We start from the raw sequence: 20,609 nt of genomic DNA, 5'->3' as shown, positions 1-20,609 counted from the left end.
GGCCACGGGCATTACCGATCAAGGCACCGGTCTCATCGTCTCGTTCGATGAGTTGGCCGCAGAGTTGGCGCACGTTCAGGAGGCCGCGCCGCTATCAGCGGGGGCTAAGGCGCGCGCACTTCCTTGAGATATTGAAAGGCAGCTTCGCCCGACGCTTCGTCTTTGGTTCGCTTCGCATCCCCGCCTATCACCTGCGCCGCGACCTTCTGTGATGCTAAGTTCTTCGCGCCCACAATGGCCTCGAAGAAGAAACGCTTCATCCCAGCACCTGCCATCCCAGAACTGAACTCGTCTATTGCCGCTTGCGCGATGCGCTTGCCCAATCCGCGTTTTCTGAGGTGCTGGGGAACTGCGTACCCGATCTGGAATACAGGAGCGCCATCTTTAGGATCGGCCGGAACGATGATCGCCAAGGCAGCCACGGCTGAGCCGTTCATCCTCGCATAGGTAATCCGCCATTCGCCATTCGGCTCGTCGCGATGGACCAGCAAGCTGGAGTCAAGCCGTCCAGATTCAATTTGAAGCTCACCGCGTTTGAGGGCAGGCTCGAAGCTCTTGAGCGCGTCCATCGGATTGATAATCGTAGGCATCGCCGGTCTCATATCCCAACGATATAGATGGCAGCAAGGTGCCAGCTAAGGCTGCCTTGTAAGCTTTCGACGTGGCGCGCTTCAAGATTCCTCCTAACGAAAAATACGTTTAGCTTGTGTGTACAACTTTGTATCGGGTGGAGGACGTCGCCACGCCCGAGGCTTTCGCACGCGATCCGGACTTGGTGCTGCGCTTCTACGACATGCGACGCGAGGCGATCCAGACCAAGCAGCCCAACGCCGCGCACCTGGCGCTCGCCAGGCTTGAGGCCGAGTGGCCGGGCGAACTGCTGATCGTGACGCAGAACATCGACGACCTGCACGAACGTGCCGGCGCGGCCCGCGTGCTCCACATGCATGGCGAGCACTTGCTGGCATGGTGCACCGCCTGCGACACCCGCTCGCCCTGGAGCGGGACCTTGATCGAGCGGCCGCCGTGTCCTGCATGCGGGAAGGCAGCGCTGCGGCCCGACGTGGTCTGGTTCGGAGAGATGCCGTACCACATGGACGAGATCGACGCCGCCCTGCGCGAGGCCGACCTGTTCGTCTCGATCGGCACCTCGGGCGCGGTCTATCCCGCCGCCGGATTCGTGCGCAACGCCCGCGAGCTGGGCGCGATGACGCTGGAGCTCAACCTGGGATTGAGCCAGGGCACCGGCTGGTTCGACGAGGCGCGGCATGGCCCGGCGACGCAGATCGTGCCCGAGTGGGTGGAGGAGATGCTGGCGCAAGGCTGAACTCAGGCGTCGTCCCGGGCTCGACCCGGGACCGGTTTCGCCATCTCGCCAGCTCTCGTCTCCGGTACTCGCACGAAAGGTTCATCGCTGACGGAACCGGTCCCGGGTCAAGCCCGAGACGACGTGTCACTGCGAAGCCAGCAACTCCAGCGTCCGCGCGTCCCGCTTGCCGAACCATCGCTCGATCGTCGGACCGAACGGCGCCCCTGCCGCTTCGAACAGCGTCAGCGAAGAGCGCAGCTTCATCGCATCCACCGCGCCGAACACCCGCTCGGCGCTCGTGCCGGAGAGCTGATCCAGCGCCGCGATGCACTCGCCGAGCCGGCTTCCGAGCAAGGGATGCGCCAGATAGGCCCGCGCCTCGGCCAGGGAGCCGATCGCATAGCGCTGCGCCATGGCGCTGTGGCCCAGCCCGGCGATCTGCGGGAAGACATACCACATCCAGTGGCTGCGCTTTGCTCCGGCGCGGATCTCCGCAAGCGCGGTCGCATAGCTGTCTTCCTGCGCCTGGACGAAGCGATCGAGATCGAAGCTCATTGCCCGCCGCAGCCCTCGCAGCTGGGGTCCTTGGCGATGCTCAGCGTGCGCATGGAGGGTGCTAACCCGTCGACCAGGTGCAGCTTGCCGAACTGCGGATCGTCGCCCAGCGCGGCATGGCCGCTGAGCAGTACGCGGATCGCCTGCATCGCCCCGAAGGTCCCGATCATGCCGGCCATGGCGCCGAGCACGCCGTCTGCCGCGCACGTATCGCAGCCCTCGGCATCGAAGGCGTCGCCCACGAAGCAGCGGTAGCAGGCCTGGCCCTCCAGATGCCCCGCGAAGCTCGCCACCTGGCCCTGGAAGCGTCCGATGGCGGCGCTGGTCAAGGGGATTCCCGCCGCGACGCAGGCGTCCGAGACCAGCAGCCGCGTCGCGAAATTGTCACAGCCGTCGAGTACCACGTGAGCGCCGGACAGGACCTGCGCCACGTTGCCCTGACCCACCCGCTCGACGATGGCGTCCACCTCAAGGCCAAGATCAAACCGCCGCACCCATTCGGCCGCGATTTCCGCCTTCGCGCGGCCCACATCCGACGGCGTGAAAATCGTCTGGCGCTGCAGGTTGCTGACGTCGACCACGTCGGAATCGATCAGCGTCAGCCGTCCTATGCCGGCTGCGGCGAGGTATTGCAGGGCCGGGCTCCCGATCCCGCCGCAGCCGACAAGCACGACGTGCGCCTGCGCCAGCGCGACCTGCCCGGTGCCGCCCACTTCGGGGAGGACGATGTGGCGGGCGAAGCGCTCCAATCGATCAGGAGGCAGGCTCATGGCTTGGAGACAGCCTGCTCTGCGACTTCGCCTCCGGCACGCTCCTTGGTGAAGCCGTGCAGCCCGTGCCACCACTGCGCGGCAATGACCGCGCCCTTCGCCGGCTGGAGCAGGCCCAACATCATCGCCACCGAGCTGGGCAGCAGCAGCGCCAGGATCGCTGCGGGGGAGAGCTCGGTGTCGAGCGCCAGTGCGATCATGATCGGCGCCAGCACGTGGCCGGTGACCAGGATCGCGAGATAAGCGGGAAAGTCGTCGGCGCGCTGGTGCGACCAGTCCTGCCGGCACGTCGGGCAGTTCGCGGCCGGCTTCAGCCACCTGGCGAAGAGGCGCGCCTGACCACAGCGCGGGCACCGGCACATCGCGCCGCGCTGGGCCGCCTGCCAGAACGAGACGGGCAGGGCGATCCCGGGAGGGGCAGCGGCGGCGATTGTCATGCGCGGCGCATAGAGCAGCGCCGAAGGCTTGGAAAGGTGCCGGGGCCTGGAGCTTCTCGTCGCCTGGTCATCGCGAGTGGAGCGAAGCGTGCGAGGCCCATGAAAGCGCCTCCCATGAAGCGGCGCGGTGGTTGGCCTCGGGCCTGCGGCCCTCGCAACGGCTATGGAAGCTCGCGCCTACTCGGCATGCTCGATGCGATTGCGGCCGTGGTGTTTGGCCGAATAGAGCGCCTTGTCGGCTCGGCGCGCGGTGTCGTCGAGCTCGGCCGAGCCCTGGGTCATGGCCAGGCCGCACGAGAATGTCAGCCCGACCCCCGGCAAGGGATGCCGCGCGATGGAGCTGCGCAACCGCTCGATCGCATCGTGAGCCTGGGTGAGGTTCGCGCCGGGCAGCAGCACCGCGAACTCCTCGCCGCCCCAGCGCGCGCAGATGTCGGACTGGCGGATCACGGTGCTCATGCGCTGGGCGAAGGCGTGGAGCAGTTCGTCGCCGGCGGCATGGCCGAGGTGGTCGTTGATGGTCTTGAAGTGATCGAGGTCGATCAGGGCCAGCACCGCGGGGCGATCGCCCACCAGCGCGCGCTCCGCCGCCCGCAGGAAGCCGCGACGATTGAGGATCTTGGTGAGGGAATCGTGCTCGGCAACGATGGTCAGCTCTTCGGAGCGGTCCGCGGCATCGTTGGCGGCCTGGGTCACGCCGCGCAGCAGCCGGCCTACCAGATCCTCGCCGCCGACCGGGATCTCGTCCACCCGCTCGCCCTTCTGGATCGAGCGCAGCATCGCCGTCGCGGTCGTGAGCGGGGCGAGCAGGGCATGGATCGCCGCGACACCGCCCGCCGTGCCGACCAGCGTGGCGGCCAGGATAAGCAGCAGGGTGTCGACTTGCCAGTTCCAGGTCAGCGCGCTCGCCGTCACGCAGGCGATCAGCGGAACATGGACTGCCAGGAAGCAAATGCTGAGCAGCCGCAGCTCGAAGCTGTGCGGGAACAGGAAGCGAGTCGCCTTGTAGAAGCGCATCTTGCGCGAAACTCCCCAACCCCGAACCCTCTCCCGGTTCGCTCTAAGTGCTCGCGCTTAGACGACTATCCTGGCGATGAGAACCAGCGGGAGAAGGAAGAGCCGCGATCGGCCTCAGCTCTCCAGCTGGCGAAGGAGGGAGCGCACGTCGCCGTCCATGTCGGCGTCGCGAGTGCGCAGTTCCTCGATCAGGCGCACGGCGTGGATCACGGTGGAGTGATCGCGACCGCCGAACTTGCGGCCGATCTCCGGGTACGAACGCGGGGTGAGCACCTTGGCGAGATACATCGCCACCTGGCGCGGGCGCACCACCGCGCGGGCGCGGCGCTTGGAGCTCATCTCGGTCTTGTCGATGCGGTAGAACTGGCAGACCGTGCGCTGGATCTCGTCGATGGTGATCCGGCGGCGGTTGGCCGACAGGATGTCGGTCAGCTGCTCTTCGGCGAGCTGGAGCGAGACGGCCTGTCCGGTCAGCTGGGCATAGGCGATCAGCTTGTTGAGGCCGCCGACCAGCTCGCGCACGTTGCGGTTGATGGTGCGGGCCAGGAACTCGATCACGTCGGCTGGTACCTGGACCGAGGCGAAGCGGGTGAGGCGGCTTTCCAGGATCGAGCGGCGCAGCTCGATGTCGGCGGACTGGATGTCGGCGACGAGGCCCATCGACAGGCGGCTGAGCAGGCGCGGTTCCACGCCGTCCAGAGCTTGCGGTGCGCGGTCGGCGGCAAAGACCAGCCGCTTGCCTTCCTGCAGCAGCGCATCGATCGTGTAGAGCAGCTCTTCCTGGGCGCTGGCCTTGCCGATGATGAACTGGATGTCGTCCACCAGCAGAAGGTCGAAGCCGCGCAGCCGCGACTTGAACTCCATCATCTGGTTCTGGCGCAGGGCCTGGACGAATTCGACCATGAAGCGTTCGGCCGAGCAGTAGAAGATCCGCGCATGCGGGTGCGCGGCGAGGTAGGCGTGGCCGATCGCATGGAGCAGGTGCGTCTTGCCCTGGCCGGTAGCGGCCTTGAGGTAGAGCGGCGAGAACTGCGGCGTCTCGGGGGCGGCCATGCGCTGCGCGGCGTTGGCGGCCAGCACGTTGCTGGTGCCGGTGACGAAGCTGGCGAAGGTCTGCGAAGCGTCGATGTTCGCGGCGCCCTGGCTCAGCGTGGCGAAGGCCTCGCCTTCCAGCGCGGCGGCGAGCGGGTCGCTTTGCGCGGCCGAATCGTTGGCGGGCCGGCGCGGGTTGCCGCCGCTGCCAAGGCGCAACTCGGGCAGCTGCTTGCGGCCGGGGTGCACCAGGATGCGGACATGCCGCACGTCGGGACGCGCGATCTTCCAGGCAAGCGAGAGGCGATCGGCGAAGCGGTCCTGCACCCAGTTGGCGCTGAACTCGGTCGGCAGATAGAGATCGAGTGTGCCGGTCTCAGGGCAGTAGTTGCCCGGCTGGATCGGCTTGATCCACTGCCCGTGAACCTGCTGGCCGAGATCCTTGCGCAGGCCCTGGCTGATGTCGGCCCAATCGGCCGCCAGGTTCACCGCTTCCTGATCCTCTTCCATTTCCACCCGCACCAATTTCGCTTTCTTGCCCGCAAACTGCGCCGGCTGTCCCGAAGTCCCCGTCATCTGAACCGCCTCCAAGTCTTGAAGCTGCCCACCGTGAACCGCATCGCTCGCATCGAGGTTCCATCCAAAGGGCACGACTTCGCCATAGGCCCCAGACGCTGTCTGTGACCTTGCTGATCCGTGCTTTCGAATTCGACCCCGACCGACATTTCCGCTGCGGCCGAGGTCCGTTCTAGGTAGGCATCAACGGCCAAGGCAAGAGCGCGTCCCCAAAAATAAAAAGTATTTGGCGTTGACATGCCCAAGACTGACGCAAAACCTTAATAGTGCAAAAATCATGCGCGAAAACAGCGACTTCGCTGATGCACGCGCTCGAATCGCAGTGTTTCCGCGCCTTTGCCAAATGGCCTGCTGCATCGCAGCGCGCGCCGACGAAAAAGGCCGGAGGTTTCCCTCCGGCCTTGTTCCCGATCCGTACTAGTCAGGTGTCTAACGACACCCGAATCGGTCAAAGCGCGGCGACGCGCTTCGACAGGCGCGACATCTTGCGCGCCGCGGTGTTCTTGTGGATCACGCCGCGCGACACGCCGCGTGCCAGCTCGGGCTGGGCAGCCTTGAGTGCCTCGGCAGCGGCAGTCTTGTCGCCACCGGCGAGGGCAGCCTCGACCTTCTTGACGAAAGTGCGGATGCGGCTGACGCGGTTGGTGTTGATCTCGGCGCGACGATCGTTGCGGCGGATGCGCTTGCGGGCTTGCGGCGTATTGGCCATGTCTGTCCTCGTACTGGCCGGTCCGGCCTTCACTGATCTAAAGGTTGAACGCCGACCACAGAGTCGTCGCGAAGGGCGGCCCTTAGCGGCGAGCCCCCGAATCGTCAAGCAAATGGCTGCGGGGCCGGTTCGCGCCTGATCGATCTGCCGCCGTCCTCTTCGTCAGCCCGGCAAGCTTCGTCATTCCCGCGAAGGGATGGTCGGGAAGGGAGTATCCGGGAGGGACGGAATGCACGATCGCCATCTACTTCTGGCACTTCGCGCACCAGAAGGTGCTGCGCCCGCCCTGGACGAAGCGCTGGACCGGCTCCCCGCAGCCGCATGCCTGACCCTCGCGGCCGTAGACCTGCCACGAACTCGCGAAGTAGCCGAGCTCGCCCGAGGGCTGCGCATAGTCCCGGATGGTCGAGCCGCCTGCCGCGATCGATTCGGTGAGCACTTCGCGGATCGCGGGCACCAGGCGCTTGAGCGCGGGCAGCGAGACCTTGCCCGCCTCCTTGTCGGGTCGGATACCGGAGCGGTGCAGGGCCTCGCACACGTATATGTTGCCGAGCCCGGCGACGATGCGCTGATCCAGGAGCAGCTGCTTGATCGGGGCGATGCGGCCGGCGAAGGCCTGCTGCAAGTGCCTGGGGGTGAGATGGGGTCCAAGCGGTTCGGGTCCCATCGCGGCGAACGGGGGCCAGGCGTCGAGCGTATCGGTGTCGACGAGGTCGACCGACCCGAACCGCCGCGCATCGTTGAGGGCGAGGACGTGACCGGAGCCGGTTTCCAGCACCAGGTGATCGTGCTTCTCGATCCTGTCAGGCTCGATCCGCCAGCGGCCCGACATGCCGAGGTGGAACACCATTGTCGTCCTGCGGTCGGTATGGATCAGCCCGTACTTGGCGCGCCGGCCCAGACTGGTCGCGGTGGCACCGGTCAGCGCCTGCACGAGGTCATCGGGGAAGGGGCGGCGCAAGTCGGCGCGATTGAGCGCGACGCGCGCGATCCGCTCGCCTTCGAGGTAACGCGCAAGGCCGCGCACGGTGGTTTCGACTTCGGGGAGCTCGGGCATCTGGCAGGCTATATAGTAGGCCTTTGGTGCGGTGTCAGGCGCAACCCTTTGCGCCGCGGCGCAAACGCTCTAAGGCGTGAGCCCATGAGCGAAACCGTGTCCTTCGGCTACGAAGAGGTCAGTCCCGAGGAGAAGACCGAGCGCGTCGGCTCCGTCTTCTCCAGCGTCGCGCGCAAGTACGACGTGATGAACGATGCGATGTCGGGCGGCATGCACCGCTTGTGGAAGGACCGCTTCGTGCGCCGGGTGAAACCGCGCGAGGGCGAGCAGATCCTTGACATGGCGGGCGGCACCGGCGACATCGCCTTCCGCATGGCCGCCAAGGGCGCTCGCGTCACCGTCAGCGACATCAACCAGGACATGCTGGACGTCGGCGTTGAACGCGCGATGGAGCGCGGGATCGACGGCCTCGTGTGGTCGCGCCAGAATGCCGAGGAGCTCTCCTTCGGCGACAAGTTCTTCGATGCCTATACGATCGCCTTCGGCATCCGCAACGTCACTCACATCGACAAGGCCCTGGTCGAGGCGCACCGCGTGCTCAAGTACGGCGGTCGCTTCTATTGCCTGGAATTCTCGACCGTCGAGTGGCCGGGCTTCAAGGAAGCCTACGATGCCTACTCGCATCACTTGGTGCCGCGCCTGGGCCAGGCGATCGCGGGTGATGCGGACTCGTACAAGTACCTGGTGGAATCGATCCGCAAGTTCCCCAGCATGCCGCTGTTCCGCCAGATGATCCACAAGGCCGGGTTCGTGCACACCAAGGTCGAGCCGATCATGGGCGGGCTGGTGGCGATCCACAGCGGGTGGAAAGTTTGACTCCTTCCGGTCGAAGGAAGGAAGCCATGCAACTCCCCTCCCGCCTGCGGGAGGGGCTGGGGGAGGGCTTGTGCGCTCTCGCCCATACGACAGGTCGAAGGCCGACATGCCCTCCCTCGAGCCTTTCCGCAGGCGGGAGGCTAGGCAGCGGGCTCGTGGGCCTTGGGCGCGAGGTCGGTCTTTGACCCGTCCTGCCACGCATATCCTGCGCCTGCTCAAGTGGGGCCGCGTGCTTGCGCGCCACGGGGCGCTGCGCATCATCGAGGAGGGGCGCAACACGCCGCTTCCTGTACGCCGACTGTGCAGGGTGGCCCGCCTCGGCGCGCGCCAGCCGCGCGAGCCTGACTATGCGCGCGCGTTCCAGGAGATCGGCCCCGCCGCCATCAAGCTGGGCCAGACGCTCGCCACCCGGCCCGATCTCGTCGGCGAGGAGGCGGTGCGCAACCTGCTCAGCCTGCAGGATCAGCTGCCGCCGGTGCCCTTCGACGTGGTTCGGCACGAGATCGAGGACAGCTTCGGCGCCCCGCTCGAGAAGCTGTTCCTCACCATCGACCCTGATCCGATCGGCTCGGCTTCGATCGCGCAAGTCTATCGCGCGACCACGGCGCAGGGTCGCACCGTCGCGGTCAAGGTCCTGCGCCCCGGCGTGCGCGAACGCTTCGCGCGGGATATCGATACTTACGAGTGGGCCGCCGCGCACCTCGAAGGTCTTGGCGGCGAAGCTGCGCGCCTGCGCCCGCGGGCGGTGATCGCCAACCTCAAGCGCTGGACCTTGCGCGAGCTGGACTTGCGGCGCGAGGCGGCCTCCGCCTCCGAGCTATCCGAGGCGATGAAGGGCTACGAGGGCTACCGCGTCCCCGACATCGACTGGGACCGCACCAACGGCAAGGTCATGACCGTCGAGTGGATCGACGGCATCAAGATCAGCAACCGCGAGGCGCTGGACGCGGCCGGCATCGACAAGCGTCTGTTGGCGCGCCGGCTGGTGCTGGCGTTCCTGACCCAGGCGATCAACGCGGGCTACTTCCACGCCGACATGCACCAGGGCAACCTGTTCGTGCAGCCCAACGCCGCAGATCCCGCCGGCACCATCGTCGCGATCGATTTCGGCATCATGGGACGGATCGATCGCCAGGCGCGGCAATGGCTCGCCGAGATTCTCTATGGCCTGACCACCGGCAACTACCGCCGCGTGGCCGAGATCCACTTCGAGGCGCAGTACGTGCCCAGCTACCACTCGGTCGAGGAGTTCGCGACCGCGCTGCGCGCCGTGGGCGAGCCGATGCGCGGCAAGCCGGTGAGCGAGCTGTCGGTCGGGCAGATGCTCGACGGGCTGTTCGCCATCACCCGCGATTTCGACATGCAGACCCAGCCGCACCTGCTGCTGCTGCAGAAGACGATGGTCATGGTCGAGGGGCTGGCGACTTCGCTCGATCCCGACATCAACATGTGGGACGTCGCCGCGCCGTTCGTGCGCAGCTGGATCCGCGACGAGCTGGGCCCCGAGGCGTTCATCGCCGAGCGCCTGCGCACCGACATGGATACGCTGCTGCGCATCCCCGCGCTGGTGCGGCGGATCGAGGAGAAGTATCCGCCCAAGGGCGGTGCGCCCGAGCAGGCGCCGTTGCCTCCGATCGAGCTGATCTGGTCCCGTCGTCGTAAACGCCATCCTAACCATTGGCTGGGATACGCTGGCGCTGCCGTTGGCGGAGGGCTGATTGTATGGGGGCTGTCACTGTCGGGACTGCTGAGCTAGCCGCCAAGGCCAGCTTCGCGCCCGCGCCTGCCGACAGCGACCGCTTCGCGCACTGGCCCGCCTACGCGGCGCGCCTGGCGCTGATGTTCCTGGCGGTGCTGCTGGTCGCCGCCGCGATCGTGCCCTTGAACGATCCGGCCGGCGTGAGGCCGAACGTCACCACTCGCTACGACGGCAAGCCGGTGCTCGGCGCCGAGGAGTACGACCAGGACATCGCGCTCTACGATGCCGCGACCGCCAAGGTGCAGGCCGGGCAGAACTACTACGACTTCATCGTCCAGGAGCACCGCCTGCGCGATTATCCGGTGCGGCCGGGCCTGTCGGTTAGGATGCCGACGCTGGCATACATCGAGGCGGGGCTGAACACGCTGCACCTGGGCGTGGCCGCGTCGATCGCGCTGATGCTGGCGGCGATCTGGGCCTGGTGGCGCCGCTTCGGAGAGGAGCCCGGCGTAGGCCGCTTGCGCCGGGTGGCGACGGCCATGGCCTTCGTCGGCGCTTCGCTGATGCTCAACCGGCACTACTACTCGCTGCACGAGCTATGGGCGGGCATGCTGCTGATGCTGTCCTTCGGTCTCCACCGGGTGCGTGACGGCGAGCGGCCGGGGCGCTGGATGGCAGCCTTCCTCGTCGCCGCGCTGGCGCTTTTCATCCGCGAGCATTCGCTGCCCTTCGTTCTCTTGATGGGGGCGTTCGCGATCTGGCGGCGCGAGTGGCGTGAGGCTTTTGCCTGGGGCGCGCTGGTGCTGGTCTTTCTCGCGGTGCTTGGCCTGCACCTCAGCCTCATCGCGCCCCAAGTGCTGCCAAGCGACCCGCAGGGGCCGAGCTGGTGGGCGTTCCGCGGGCTTTCGGGCTGGCTCGGCAACGTCGCGGGATCGAGCAACCTGCGCCTGCTGCCGCACTGGCTGGCGGGGCCGCTGGTGATCCTCACCACGCTGGGCTGGGCGGGGTGGCGCACGCCTGCGGGGCTGTTCGGGTTCCTGATCGCGATTGGCTATGGCGTCTTGTTCATGGTCGTGGGGCGGTGGGACAACTTCTACTGGGGCGCGATGGTGGCGCCGATGCTGACTGCCGGGCTGGCCTTTGCTCCCCGCGCGCTGGGGTCGCTGATCACGTCCGTCCGGCCGAGGTAACCTTTCCTCCGTTCGTGTCGAGCGAAGTCGAGACACGCTGGCGCTGTGTTCACGTGTCTCGACTTCGCTCGACACGAACGGGTTTATGCAAGGCATTGCACCCGCCCGCCCCCTCATGCACAAGCCGCCCATGTCCTCCCCGCGAACTCCTCGGCGCATCCTGCTTGTGATCGGAGGCGGGATCGCCGCCTACAAGGCTTGCGAACTCGTCCGCCTCATCCGCAAGCAGGGCGGCTCGGTCACATGCGTGCTGACCGACGGCGGCAGCCACTTCGTCACGCCCATGACCCTCGCCGCGCTTTCCGAGAACGAGGTCTACACCACGTTGTGGGACCTCAAGAACGAGACCGAGATGGGCCATATCCAGCTCTCGCGCCAGGCCGACCTGGTGGTGGTCTGCCCGGCGACCGCCGACCTCATGGCGCGGATGGCCGCCGGCATGGCCGACGATCTCGCCACCACGCTGCTGCTTGCCACCGACAAGCCGGTGCTGGCGGTACCGGCGATGAACGTGCGCATGTGGCAGCACGCGGCGACCCGGCGCAACGTCGCCACCTTGCGCGCCTCGGGCGTGACGGTGGTGGAGCCTGACGAAGGCCCGATGGCCTGCGGCGAGTTCGGCCCCGGCCGCCTGCCCGAGCCGCCGGTGATCTGGGAGCACATCGAGCGGGCGCTCGGCGCACGACCGCTGGAGGGCCAGCCCGATTTCGACAGCGCACGGCACCGTCCCCTCTTCGGACGCCACGTGCTGGTCACTGCCGGGCCGACGCACGAGGCCATCGACCCGGTGCGCTACATCGCCAATCGCTCCTCCGGCAAGCAGGGCTTCGCCATTGCCGCCGCCGCGGCCGAGGCCGGCGCGCGGGTGACGCTGGTCGCCGGGCCGGTGCATCTGCCGACGCCGCCCGGCGTAGAGCGGGTCGATGTCGAAAGCGCGCGCGAGATGGCGGAGGCGGTGGAGAGCGCCTTGCCGGCCCACGTCGCGGTGATGGTCGCCGCCGTCGCCGACTGGCGTCCCGCCGCCGTGGCCGATCGCAAGATCAAGAAGGACGGGACCGAGCCCGAGCCGCTGGCGCTCGCCGAGAACCCGGACATCCTGGCGACGCTCGCCGCCAGTCCGCGCCGGCCGGGCCTCGTCATCGGCTTCGCGGCCGAAACCAACGACGTCATCCCGCATGCGCAAGCCAAGCGCCTGCGCAAGCAGGTCGACTGGATCGTCGCAAACGACGTCTCCGGCGACGTCATGGGCGGCGATGCCAACGCGGTCCACATCGTGCGCGAGAGCGGGGTGGACAGCTTGCCCCGGATGCCCAAGGACCAGGTCGCCCGGGCGCTCGTCGAAAGGATCGCCGATGCACTCGCCTGATCCCGTGCCCGTGCCGGTCAAGCGCCTGCCGCACTTCGAGGGGCTGGAGCTGCCGGCATACGCCACCGATGGGGCGGCCGGCATGGACGTGCTCGCGGCCGAGGATGTGACGCTTGCCCCCGGCGCGCGTCATGCGGTGGCGACCGGCTTGGCCTTCGCCATTCCGCCCGGATTCGAGATTCAGGTGCGTCCGCGTTCGGGGCTGGCCCTGAAGCACGGGATCACGGTGCCCAATACGCCGGGCACGATCGACTCCGACTATCGCGGCGAGTTGAAGGTGATTGTAATCAACCATGGCGCCGAGGCATTTGCCATTCGCCGGGGAGATCGGGTGGCGCAGCTCGTCCTGGCGCCGGTGACGCGGGCCAGCTGGCTCAAGGTCGACGAGCTCGACCACACCGAGCGGGGCGAGGGCGGGTTCGGCTCGACCGGCGGCGTGGTGTCACTAGGGAACTAACGCTCGCCCCTGATTTCATGCGCGTCGAGTAGCACGTCGTCCCGGGCTCGACCCGGGACCGGTTCCGCCAGCGATGAACCTGCCGGTGCCAGCCGGCGAACTCGCGACATGGCGAAACCGGTCGCGGACCAAGTCCGGGACGATGTCGGCATCACATCGCTTCCAGCAACTCGACATGGTGCTGCGCCACCGGCCCCGTATGGCTCGACTGGATCTCGTACGTGTCGCCCGCAGCCGCGGCGGCATTGCCGGAGTGAGAGAGAGAGAGACAGAGACGCGCCTGAACGAAAAAGGACGGACCCGCATTCGCAGCGGGCCCGCCCCTCGGTGTCTCCCTCTCGGGGGAGCCAGTTGGCTCGTCGTCCTTCTAGTTCTTCCGCTTCTCCGGCGCGACGGTAATGCGCATGGTCTCGCCCGAGTTCCCGGGGAAGTTCGTAAACATTGCCTCGATCAGGTTCGGGACGAGATACGGCAGGCGATTGGAAGTCGAGACCGCCTCTGCCTTGCCTTCGAACAGGCGGGTGCCGTCTGCCCGGCGATCGATCTTCAGCGACACGCCGCTGGTGTAGATGGTGTAGCTTTCCACGCCGTTGTCGAAGAACGGATCGTACCAGCCGTAGCGCCAGGGGCCACCCCAGCCGCCGAAGCCACGACCGCCCCAGTAGCCGCCGCGACCAAAGCCACCGCCGTACCCGTACCACGGACCCCAGCCGCCATAACCACCGCCGAATCCGGTCGAGCGCACGCGCTCACGGCCATTGTCTACGCCGTAATCGAAGCGGACCAGCAGTTGTGCCTGCTCGGGGCTGGCTGCGGGGGTGTAGCCCTGCTGCGCCAGTCGCGCCTCGACGAGGCGGGCATACTGGCTGAACTCTATGCCGCCGGCCATCTGCGGATCGTCGGCCACCACTGCAAAGGTCTGTCCCGCCGGAGCGGGCAGCTGCGATTGGAAGCGGGAAACGTCTGCACGGAAGGTGTTCGTGCAGGCGGCGAGCGCGACCAGCAGCACCGCCACGGCCGCGACCTTGAGCCGGCCCAGGCGGTTGTTGCCATTCATCGTCATGGTTCTGTTCTCCAGAAGTCGAGTGGGACGGCGCCATCCTCTCGACGCGGCCGGCTCGCCCTTGCGTCGAGTCGTAGCCGATCGCGGCTGAATACCGGTTGAATAGAGGCACTTACACGGCAGATCGAGCACTTGGACATTGCGCTGTCCTTTTTCCTTGAGTTCGCCTGCCGCCGCCTACGAGATGTAGGAACGCTGACGCGCGTTGACGAGCGCCTTTCGTACGATGAACGGATCTAAATGCACGGTGGTTCCGGCGGGCACCAAGGTGCAGCGGTGAGAGGGTGGCTTGGCTGGTCGTCACTCCACCGGCTCACGATCGACATACCCCACTCGTCGCCCCTGCGAAGGCAGGGGCCCCGCTTCCTGGGTCATGTCGCTGGCATTCAGAAGAAGCGGGGTCCCCGCCTTCGCGGGGACGACGAGGTTGGATAATGCGAGCTTCGAGTTTTCGAAACGACAAGATCCTGATCCGCCCGCTCCCAAAAAGCTCAGCCTCGTACCAACCCCAGCGCCGCATAAGCCGCATTCAAGGTCGGCACCGCCAGCGCCCGCGCCTTTTCCGCGCCCTGGCGCAGGATCGCGTCGAGCGCCGCCTGGTCCTGCCGCAACTCGACGAAGCGTGCGTTGATCGGCGCCAGCTTGTGCGTCAGCAGCTCGCCCAGCGCCGGCTTGAACTTGCCGAAGCCTTCGCCGCCGAACTCAGCCAGCACCGCCTCTACCGTGGCGCCGGACATCGCGGCATAGATGCTCACCAGGTTCTTGGCCTCCGGACGACCCTCCAGGCCGGCCTTGTCGGAAGGCAGCGGCTCGGGGTCGGTCTTGGCCTTCTTGACCTTCTGCATGATCGTGTCGGCATCGTCGGTCAGGTTGATGCGGCTCATGTCGGAAGGATCGGACTTGCTCATCTTGGCCGAGCCGTCGCGCAGGGACATGATGCGCGCGGCTTCGGGCGGGATGAACGGCTCGGGCAGGGTGAAGACGGGCGCGTCTTCCGTTCCGAAGTCGTTGTTGAACTTCTGCGCGATGTCACGGGCGAGCTCCAGGTGCTGTTTCTGGTCGTCGCCCACCGGCACGTGCGTCGCCTGGTAGAGCAGCACGTCGGCGGCCTGCAGCACCGGGTAGGTGAACAGCGCGACGCTCGCACCTTCACGATTCTTGCCCGCCTTGTCCTTCCACTGCGTCATGCGGTTGAGCCAGCCCATTCGGGCGGTGCCGTTCAGCAGCCACTGCAGCTCGGCATGCTGGGGCACTTGCGCCTGGTTGAACAGGATCGAACGCTGGGGATCGATGCCGCAGGCGACCAGCGCGGCGACCATCTCGCGGGTGTTGGCGCCGAGGTCCGCCGGCACGTGCGGCATGGAGATCGCGTGGAGGTCGGCCAGGAAATACAGGCATTGCCCGCCGCTTGCCGCCGCATCGTCCTGCATGCGCACCCAGTTGCGGATCGCGCCCAGGTAGTTGCCGAGGTGCAGGTTGCCGGTGGGCTGGATGCCGGAGACGATACGCATGGGACGTGAAGACCTATTCGGAGAGGTTGACCGGCTCCTTGACCGGACGGCGCCGCCGTAGCTGCGCAAGGTGGCTCTTGTCGAGCGCGCCGACGAGCCAGGCCGTGGCGAAGAACACCAGCCCGCCCGCGCCCACCAGCAGGGCCAGCGCGCCCGCGCGCTCGGCCGCGGAGCCGGCGTAGTGGCCCGCAAGCAGCGGCAGCAGGGCCCAGAGCGCTAGCGCCATGACCCCGCTCGCCGCCAGCTGCCGGATGATCCGCGAGGCGAGCGGCCAGCGCAAGCGGAACCAGCCGCGCCGATGCAGCACGGTGTAGAGCGCCAGGACGTTGAGCGTGGAGGTGAACGCCGTCGCCCCTGCCAGCCCGACGATGCCGAACCGGGGCACGACCAGGAAATTGACGGCGATGTTGATCGCCAGCGCCGCGCAGGCGATCCGCACCGGCGTTCGTGTGTCCTCGCGGCTGAAGAAGGCGGGCTGGAATACCTTGACCAGCACGTAGGCGGGCAAGCCGCAGACCAGCGCCGCGACGATCGCTGCCATGACGTCGCCCTGCGCCTGGCTCATCCGCCCGCCGACGAAGAAGGCAGTGACGAAGGCCGGCGCGCAGACCGCCAGCGCGGCGGCGGCGGGCAGGGTGAGCAGCGTCGCCATCTCGACGGCGTTGGACTGCAAGCCTTGCGCGCCGGCATCGTCACCCGCCTGGATGTGCCGCGCCAGCATCGGCAGGATCGCGGTGCCCAGCGCGATGCCGACGATGCCCAGTGGCATCTGGTTCAGCCGGTCGGCGTACTTGAGCAGCGTCAGCGAGCCCTGCGCCAGCGACGTGGCGAAGAACGTGTCGACGAACTGGCTGATCTGGTAGATTCCCGCGCCGAACGTCGCCGGCAGGATCAGCCGGCCGAGCCGCCGAACCTCGGGCGTCAGGCGCGGCGCGCCGATTCGCAGCCGCACTCCGGCGCGGCGCATGGCCCAGGCCATGTAGAGCAGCTGAATCGCTCCTGCCGCGGCGACCGCGATCGCGACCGACCAAGCGACCACCACGTCGCTCCCGCCCGAGCCCCGCAGAAAGTATCCGCTCACGATCCCGGCGATCAGCACCAGGTTCAGCAGCACCGGCACGAACGCGCCCGGCGCGAAGCGGGCATGGGCGTTGAGCACGCCCGAGAGCATCGCCACCAGGCTGACCAGGCCGAGGTAGGGAAACGCCACGCGGCTGAGCGCGACGGCAAGGTCGAATTTGCCCGGCACGTCGAGGTACTCGCGCGCCAGCAGCCAGACCAGGCCCGGCATGGCCAGCATGGCCAGCGCCGAAAAGCCGAGCAGCACCCAGACGAATACCGCCAGCACGTCGCTCGCAAAGCGTTCCGCCGCCGCTTCGCCACCGGGACCGTGCAGCGTGCGGGTGTACATCGGCACGAAGGCGACCGAGAACGCTCCTTCGGCGAAAAGACGGCGGAAGGTGTTCGGCAGGACGAAAGCGAGCTGGAACGCGTCGGCGGCGAGGCCAGCGCCGAGAACGCGAGCCAGCAGCATGTCGCGCACGAAGCCGAATACGCGGCTGACCGCGGTGAGGCCCCCGATCGTGCCGACGTTGCGAACGAGGCTCACTGGGTTCCTCCCCGGAACGGGGAGGTGGCGCGCGCATAGCGCGTGACGGAGGGGGCCCACCCATCCGCGCACTGCAAGGTCGAGAGCAGGGCCCCCTCCACCACTGCCTGCGGCAGCGGTCCCCCTCCCCGTGCCGGGGAGGAAACTAGTTCAGGCATGCCCTGCCGGCGGAGCGCCGACGCCGCCCTGGGCGCTGAGCTGCTGCACATAGAGCCCGTTGAAATCGATCGGCTCCAGCATCAGCGGCGCGAAACCGGCGTCGCGCACGGCCTCGGCGATGATCGCGCGGGCGAAGGGGAACAGGATGCGCGGCGCCTCGGCGAACAGGAACGCGTGGGCCTGGCTCTCGGGCAGGTTGCGCATGCCGACCAGCGCGCAGTAGCTGAGGTCCACCGCGAAGGCGACGCCGGCATCGGCGCGCGAGGTGACGACGATCTTCAGCTCGACCTCATGGACTTCGCCCTCGATCGGCACGGCGCCGATGTTGAACTGCACGTCGATCTGCGGCGCGTCCTGCCACTGGAAGCTCTGCGGCGCGTTGGGGTTCTCGACCGAGAGGTCCTTCACGTACTGCGAGATGATGCCCGCAGCCGGCGCGGTGTCGTCCCCGTCGGCGCTGTCGAGGTTGAGGTCGGAGATGATGTTGCCTTCGTCGGCCATGGCTCGAGGGTGCTTTCTTTTCGTCCCGGGAATGTGCCGGCGCGCCTAGCATCGCGCCACGCGGGCGGCAATGGCGCGAGTCGCGGCGGGTGGCTCGGAAATGGTCGCGATGCCGTTGCGCCACACAGGCCCGCGCCGGTCGCAGCACTTGGGCAAATCGGCGCTATTTCGCCCCCGGCATGCAACTCACGCGTTGTTCATTTGTAAAGCCTACCTATCTGAGGTTATGCTGCCGGACCGCACGGATGGTACCCGTTCGGCAGCGATGGAAGGACGGTTAGTTAGACGTGACGGTCGAAATCGTGATCCTGGCGATGATCGCGGCCTTTCTGGGCCTGCGCCTTTACTCCGTTCTGGGCCGCCGTGCCGAGCATGAGGAAGAGCCGATCGCCGGCCGCATCGATCCGCGCCGCGGCGCTGCCGGAGCGCCGCGCGTCGCCGCCCCCGCCAAGGCGGATGACAATGCCGCCGGTGCCGCTGCCAATATCCGTCAGCTTCCTGCCGCATCGCCGGCGGTTGAGCGCGGGTTGCGCGACATCGGCACGGCCGATCGCCGTTTCGATGCCTTCACTTTCCTCGACGGCGCCCGCAGCGCCTATCGCATGATCCTCGAGGCCTTCTGGAAGGGCGACAAGGACGAACTGCGTGCGCTGTGCGACCGTGATGTCTACGAAGGCTTCGCCTCGGCCATCGACGCACGTCTGGAAGCGGGCGAGACGCTCGACAACCGCCTGATCCGTATCGAGGACAGCGCGATCAGCGCTGCGCATATGGACGGCAACGTCGCGCGCATCACCGTGCGCTTCCGCAGCGATATCGCCGCCGTCACCCGTGACGCCGAAGGCACGGTGATCGCCGGATCGCTCGACGACGCGATCGAAGCCGTGGACGTGTGGACCTTCAGCCGCGACGTCACTTCGGCCGACCCGGACTGGCTGCTCGACGAGACCGACGAGGGCTGACCTTGCGATCGAGGGCCGGGTGTCATCGCGGGGTCCGGCTCGCAGCCGTCCTCGCGCTGTCGCTGTTTGCCGCAGCCTGCGGACGCCTCGTGCCGGAGCCGGGCACCGTATCGACCAGACCGCCGCCGCCAACATCCGTGCCGAGCGCGCCCGCCGTCAAGACCGCGCGCGAGCTGAGCTTGCGCCAGGGGCCGAGCATCGCAGAGCTTTCGATCCGCCAGTCCGATGCGGCGGCCGCCTTGCTGTCGTTTCACGAAAGCTGCCCGAGGCTCGTCACCCGCACCGATGCCAGCGGCCTGACCCGGCCGAGCGACTGGAAGCCAGCCTGCGACGCCTTCGCCACTTGGCCTTACGGCCAGGCCGAGGACTTCTTCGACACCTATTTCGAGACGATCCAGGTCGGCGACGGTCGGGCCTTCGCCACCGGCTACTTCGAGCCCGAGATCGCCGGATCGCGCACGCATGCGCCGGGCTACGATACGCCCGTATACGGCATGCCGGCCGACCTGGTCCGCGCCAGGCCCGGCGATGCGCCGCCGCTGGCAAACGGGCGCATGCCGATCGGCCGCTATGACGAGACCGGCAGGTTCGTGCCCTACTACGATCGTGCCGAGATCGAGAACGGCGCGCTGGCGGGAAAGGGCGCGGAGATCGCCTGGGTCCGCGATCCGGTCGAGTTCTTCTTCCTCCAGGTCCAGGGATCGGGTCGGCTGCGCCTGCCGGACGGTGGGGTCATGCGCATCGGCTATGCCGGCCAGAACGGGCAGGCCTACACCGGCATCGGTGCGGTGATGCGCCAGCGCGGGTTGGTGGGCGAGGGGCCGGGCAAGTACCCAGGCTCGATGCAGGGCATCGTCCGCTACATTCGCGAGAACCCGGCGGAGGGGCGGGCGCTGATGCGCGAGAACCGCAGCTGGGTGTTCTTCCGCGAGCTGAAGGGCGATGGGCCGCTCGGCTCGCTCAACGTGCCGGTTCGCGCGGAAAGCTCGGTGGCCGCCGATCCGAACTTCGTGCCGCTGGGAGCGCCGGTCTGGCTGGATCTCGATCGCACCGAGGCTAACGGGCTGTGGATCGCGCAGGACACCGGCGGGGCGATCAAGGGTGCGAACCGCTTCGACACCTTCTGGGGCGCCGGCGAAGACGCCCGCCGCATCGCCGGTGGCATGAGCGGGCGCGGTCGCGCGCTGATCCTCGTGCCCAAGGGAACGCTCACCCGCCTCGGCGCGAGATGAGGCCGCCGCGGCGGCTCTCGCCGGACGAGGCGGCGATCTGGCGCAAGGTGGCCGACACGGTCACGCCGCTGGAGCGGCGCCGCGCCCGTCGCGTCGAGGTGGTCGAACCAACTCCGGCGCCGGTGCCGGCCCCGGTCGTGCAGCAGGCCTCGGTGAAGATCGCGAGTCCCCAGCATCCCGCCGCTGCGCGGCGCGGTCCCCCTCCTCGAAGCGGGGAGGACAAGGTTGGCTTGGACGCCGCCTGGGAGAAGAAGATCACGCGCGGTGGCTTGGAGCCGGATTTCAGTCTGGACCTGCACGGCTCCGGGCTCGATCAGGCCTATGGGCGATTGATGCACGGTCTGGCGCAGGCACGTGCGATGGGCGCGCGCGTGGTGCTGGTGGTCACCGGCAAGCCGCGGCCGACCGAAGCGGCGGACCGTGGTCAGGCGCGGGGCGCGATCCGGGCCAAGATCGTCGACTGGCTCGGCGCCAGCGAACATGCGAGCGCCATTGCCGCGATCCGCGGCGCGCATCGGCGGCACGGCGGGCCGGGCGCGCTGTATGTGGTGTTGAAGAGGAAGCGTTGACCGGGAGAGCGCA

The 20,609-nt window shown here is 67.7% G+C and carries 21 protein-coding genes; 9 read left to right on the top strand and 12 right to left on the bottom strand.

Annotated elements, in window-relative coordinates; all coding sequences use genetic code 11:
* Positions 1–104 precede the first annotated feature (104 nt).
* On the bottom strand, positions 105–590 hold the full coding sequence (locus tag HNO88_RS13550; RefSeq protein ID WP_184246317.1) for a GNAT family N-acetyltransferase: 486 nt from the start codon (positions 588–590) through the stop codon (positions 105–107).
* A 116-nt stretch (positions 591–706) separates the two neighbouring features.
* Between HNO88_RS13550 and HNO88_RS13545 the strand changes: the two genes are divergently transcribed.
* Positions 707–1,327, top strand: a complete 621-nt coding sequence (locus HNO88_RS13545) for an NAD-dependent deacylase (RefSeq protein ID WP_184246314.1) — start codon at positions 707–709, stop codon at positions 1,325–1,327.
* A 126-nt stretch (positions 1,328–1,453) separates the two neighbouring features.
* Here HNO88_RS13545 and HNO88_RS13540 read toward each other — a convergent pair whose 3' ends face one another.
* From HNO88_RS13540 to mutM, 7 genes are all read right to left on the bottom strand, one after another.
* Positions 1,454–1,864, bottom strand: coding sequence for a DUF1810 domain-containing protein (locus tag HNO88_RS13540; protein WP_184246311.1), 411 nt, complete (start codon positions 1,862–1,864; stop codon positions 1,454–1,456).
* On the bottom strand, positions 1,861–2,634 hold the full coding sequence (locus HNO88_RS13535) for a HesA/MoeB/ThiF family protein (RefSeq protein WP_184246308.1): 774 nt from the start codon (positions 2,632–2,634) through the stop codon (positions 1,861–1,863). The genes HNO88_RS13540 and HNO88_RS13535 overlap by 4 nt, the downstream gene beginning before the upstream one ends.
* Positions 2,631–3,071 carry a DUF983 domain-containing protein gene (locus tag HNO88_RS13530; RefSeq protein ID WP_184246305.1) on the bottom strand — a complete coding sequence of 147 codons (441 nt, stop codon included), beginning with the start codon at positions 3,069–3,071 and terminating at the stop codon, positions 2,631–2,633. The genes HNO88_RS13535 and HNO88_RS13530 overlap by 4 nt, the downstream gene beginning before the upstream one ends.
* 177 nt (positions 3,072–3,248) lie before the next feature.
* Positions 3,249–4,088: a GGDEF domain-containing protein gene (locus tag HNO88_RS13525; RefSeq protein WP_184246302.1), complete on the bottom strand. Its 840-nt coding sequence runs from the start codon at positions 4,086–4,088 to the stop codon at positions 3,249–3,251.
* 114 nt (positions 4,089–4,202) lie between these two features.
* Entirely contained in the window at positions 4,203–5,630 is a 1,428-nt protein-coding gene (gene dnaA, locus HNO88_RS13520) for a chromosomal replication initiator protein DnaA (protein WP_184246446.1), read from the bottom strand.
* A 514-nt stretch (positions 5,631–6,144) separates the two neighbouring features.
* Positions 6,145–6,405, bottom strand: a complete 261-nt coding sequence (gene rpsT / locus HNO88_RS13515) for a 30S ribosomal protein S20 (RefSeq protein ID WP_184246299.1) — start codon at positions 6,403–6,405, stop codon at positions 6,145–6,147.
* Between the two features lie 244 nt (positions 6,406–6,649).
* Positions 6,650–7,462 (bottom strand): bifunctional DNA-formamidopyrimidine glycosylase/DNA-(apurinic or apyrimidinic site) lyase, encoded by an 813-nt coding sequence (gene mutM, locus HNO88_RS13510; RefSeq protein WP_184246296.1) that lies wholly within the window; start codon positions 7,460–7,462, stop codon positions 6,650–6,652.
* Positions 7,463–7,546: 84 nt separating this feature from the next.
* Here mutM and HNO88_RS13505 point away from each other — a divergent pair, with 84 nt between their 5' ends.
* From HNO88_RS13505 to dut, 5 genes are all read left to right on the top strand, one after another.
* Complete coding sequence (locus HNO88_RS13505) at positions 7,547–8,278, top strand: class I SAM-dependent methyltransferase (RefSeq protein ID WP_184246293.1); 732 nt, start codon at positions 7,547–7,549, stop codon at positions 8,276–8,278.
* A gap of 181 nt (positions 8,279–8,459) precedes the next feature.
* Entirely contained in the window at positions 8,460–10,034 is a 1,575-nt protein-coding gene (gene ubiB, locus HNO88_RS13500; RefSeq protein ID WP_184246290.1) for a 2-polyprenylphenol 6-hydroxylase, read from the top strand.
* Entirely contained in the window at positions 10,001–11,167 is a 1,167-nt protein-coding gene (locus tag HNO88_RS13495; protein WP_246381745.1) for a hypothetical protein, read from the top strand. Before ubiB ends, HNO88_RS13495 begins: the two co-directional genes overlap by 34 nt.
* Positions 11,168–11,297: 130 nt before the next feature.
* Entirely contained in the window at positions 11,298–12,533 is a 1,236-nt protein-coding gene (gene coaBC, locus HNO88_RS13490) for a bifunctional phosphopantothenoylcysteine decarboxylase/phosphopantothenate--cysteine ligase CoaBC (RefSeq protein WP_184246287.1), read from the top strand.
* Positions 12,520–12,990, top strand: a complete 471-nt coding sequence (gene dut / locus HNO88_RS13485; RefSeq protein ID WP_184246284.1) for a dUTP diphosphatase — start codon at positions 12,520–12,522, stop codon at positions 12,988–12,990. Before coaBC ends, dut begins: the two co-directional genes overlap by 14 nt.
* Positions 12,991–13,357: 367 nt before the next feature.
* Here dut and HNO88_RS13480 read toward each other — a convergent pair whose 3' ends face one another.
* From HNO88_RS13480 to secB, 4 genes are all read right to left on the bottom strand, one after another.
* Positions 13,358–14,047, bottom strand: a complete 690-nt coding sequence (locus HNO88_RS13480; RefSeq protein ID WP_376768775.1) for a DUF4136 domain-containing protein — start codon at positions 14,045–14,047, stop codon at positions 13,358–13,360.
* Between the two features lie 497 nt (positions 14,048–14,544).
* Positions 14,545–15,564 carry a tryptophan--tRNA ligase gene (gene trpS, locus HNO88_RS13475; protein WP_184246278.1) on the bottom strand — a complete coding sequence of 340 codons (1,020 nt, stop codon included), beginning with the start codon at positions 15,562–15,564 and terminating at the stop codon, positions 14,545–14,547.
* A gap of 13 nt (positions 15,565–15,577) precedes the next feature.
* Positions 15,578–17,173 (bottom strand): murein biosynthesis integral membrane protein MurJ, encoded by a 1,596-nt coding sequence (murJ, locus tag HNO88_RS13470; RefSeq protein WP_184246275.1) that lies wholly within the window; start codon positions 17,171–17,173, stop codon positions 15,578–15,580.
* A gap of 150 nt (positions 17,174–17,323) precedes the next feature.
* Positions 17,324–17,833, bottom strand: a complete 510-nt coding sequence (secB, locus tag HNO88_RS13465; protein ID WP_184246272.1) for a protein-export chaperone SecB — start codon at positions 17,831–17,833, stop codon at positions 17,324–17,326.
* Between the two features lie 287 nt (positions 17,834–18,120).
* Between secB and HNO88_RS13460 the strand changes: the two genes are divergently transcribed.
* The 3 genes from HNO88_RS13460 to HNO88_RS13450 are packed head-to-tail and all read left to right on the top strand — an operon-like array spanning position 18,121 to position 20,596.
* Complete coding sequence (locus HNO88_RS13460) at positions 18,121–18,795, top strand: Tim44/TimA family putative adaptor protein (protein ID WP_184246269.1); 675 nt, start codon at positions 18,121–18,123, stop codon at positions 18,793–18,795.
* 2 nt (positions 18,796–18,797) lie between these two features.
* A complete protein-coding gene (gene mltA / locus HNO88_RS13455; RefSeq protein ID WP_184246266.1) occupies positions 18,798–20,027 on the top strand; it encodes a murein transglycosylase A in 1,230 nt (409 codons plus the stop codon).
* Positions 20,024–20,596: a Smr/MutS family protein gene (locus HNO88_RS13450; RefSeq protein ID WP_184246263.1), complete on the top strand. Its 573-nt coding sequence runs from the start codon at positions 20,024–20,026 to the stop codon at positions 20,594–20,596. The genes mltA and HNO88_RS13450 overlap by 4 nt, the downstream gene beginning before the upstream one ends.
* The last annotated feature ends 13 nt before the right edge of the window (positions 20,597–20,609 follow it).

It is taken from the genome of Novosphingobium chloroacetimidivorans (assembly GCF_014204535.1).
GTDB classification, from domain to species: Bacteria; Pseudomonadota; Alphaproteobacteria; order Sphingomonadales; family Sphingomonadaceae; genus Novosphingobium; species Novosphingobium chloroacetimidivorans.
The sequence above is the reverse complement of the archived record's forward strand: the minus strand, read 5'-3'. Positions and strand labels throughout refer to the sequence as shown.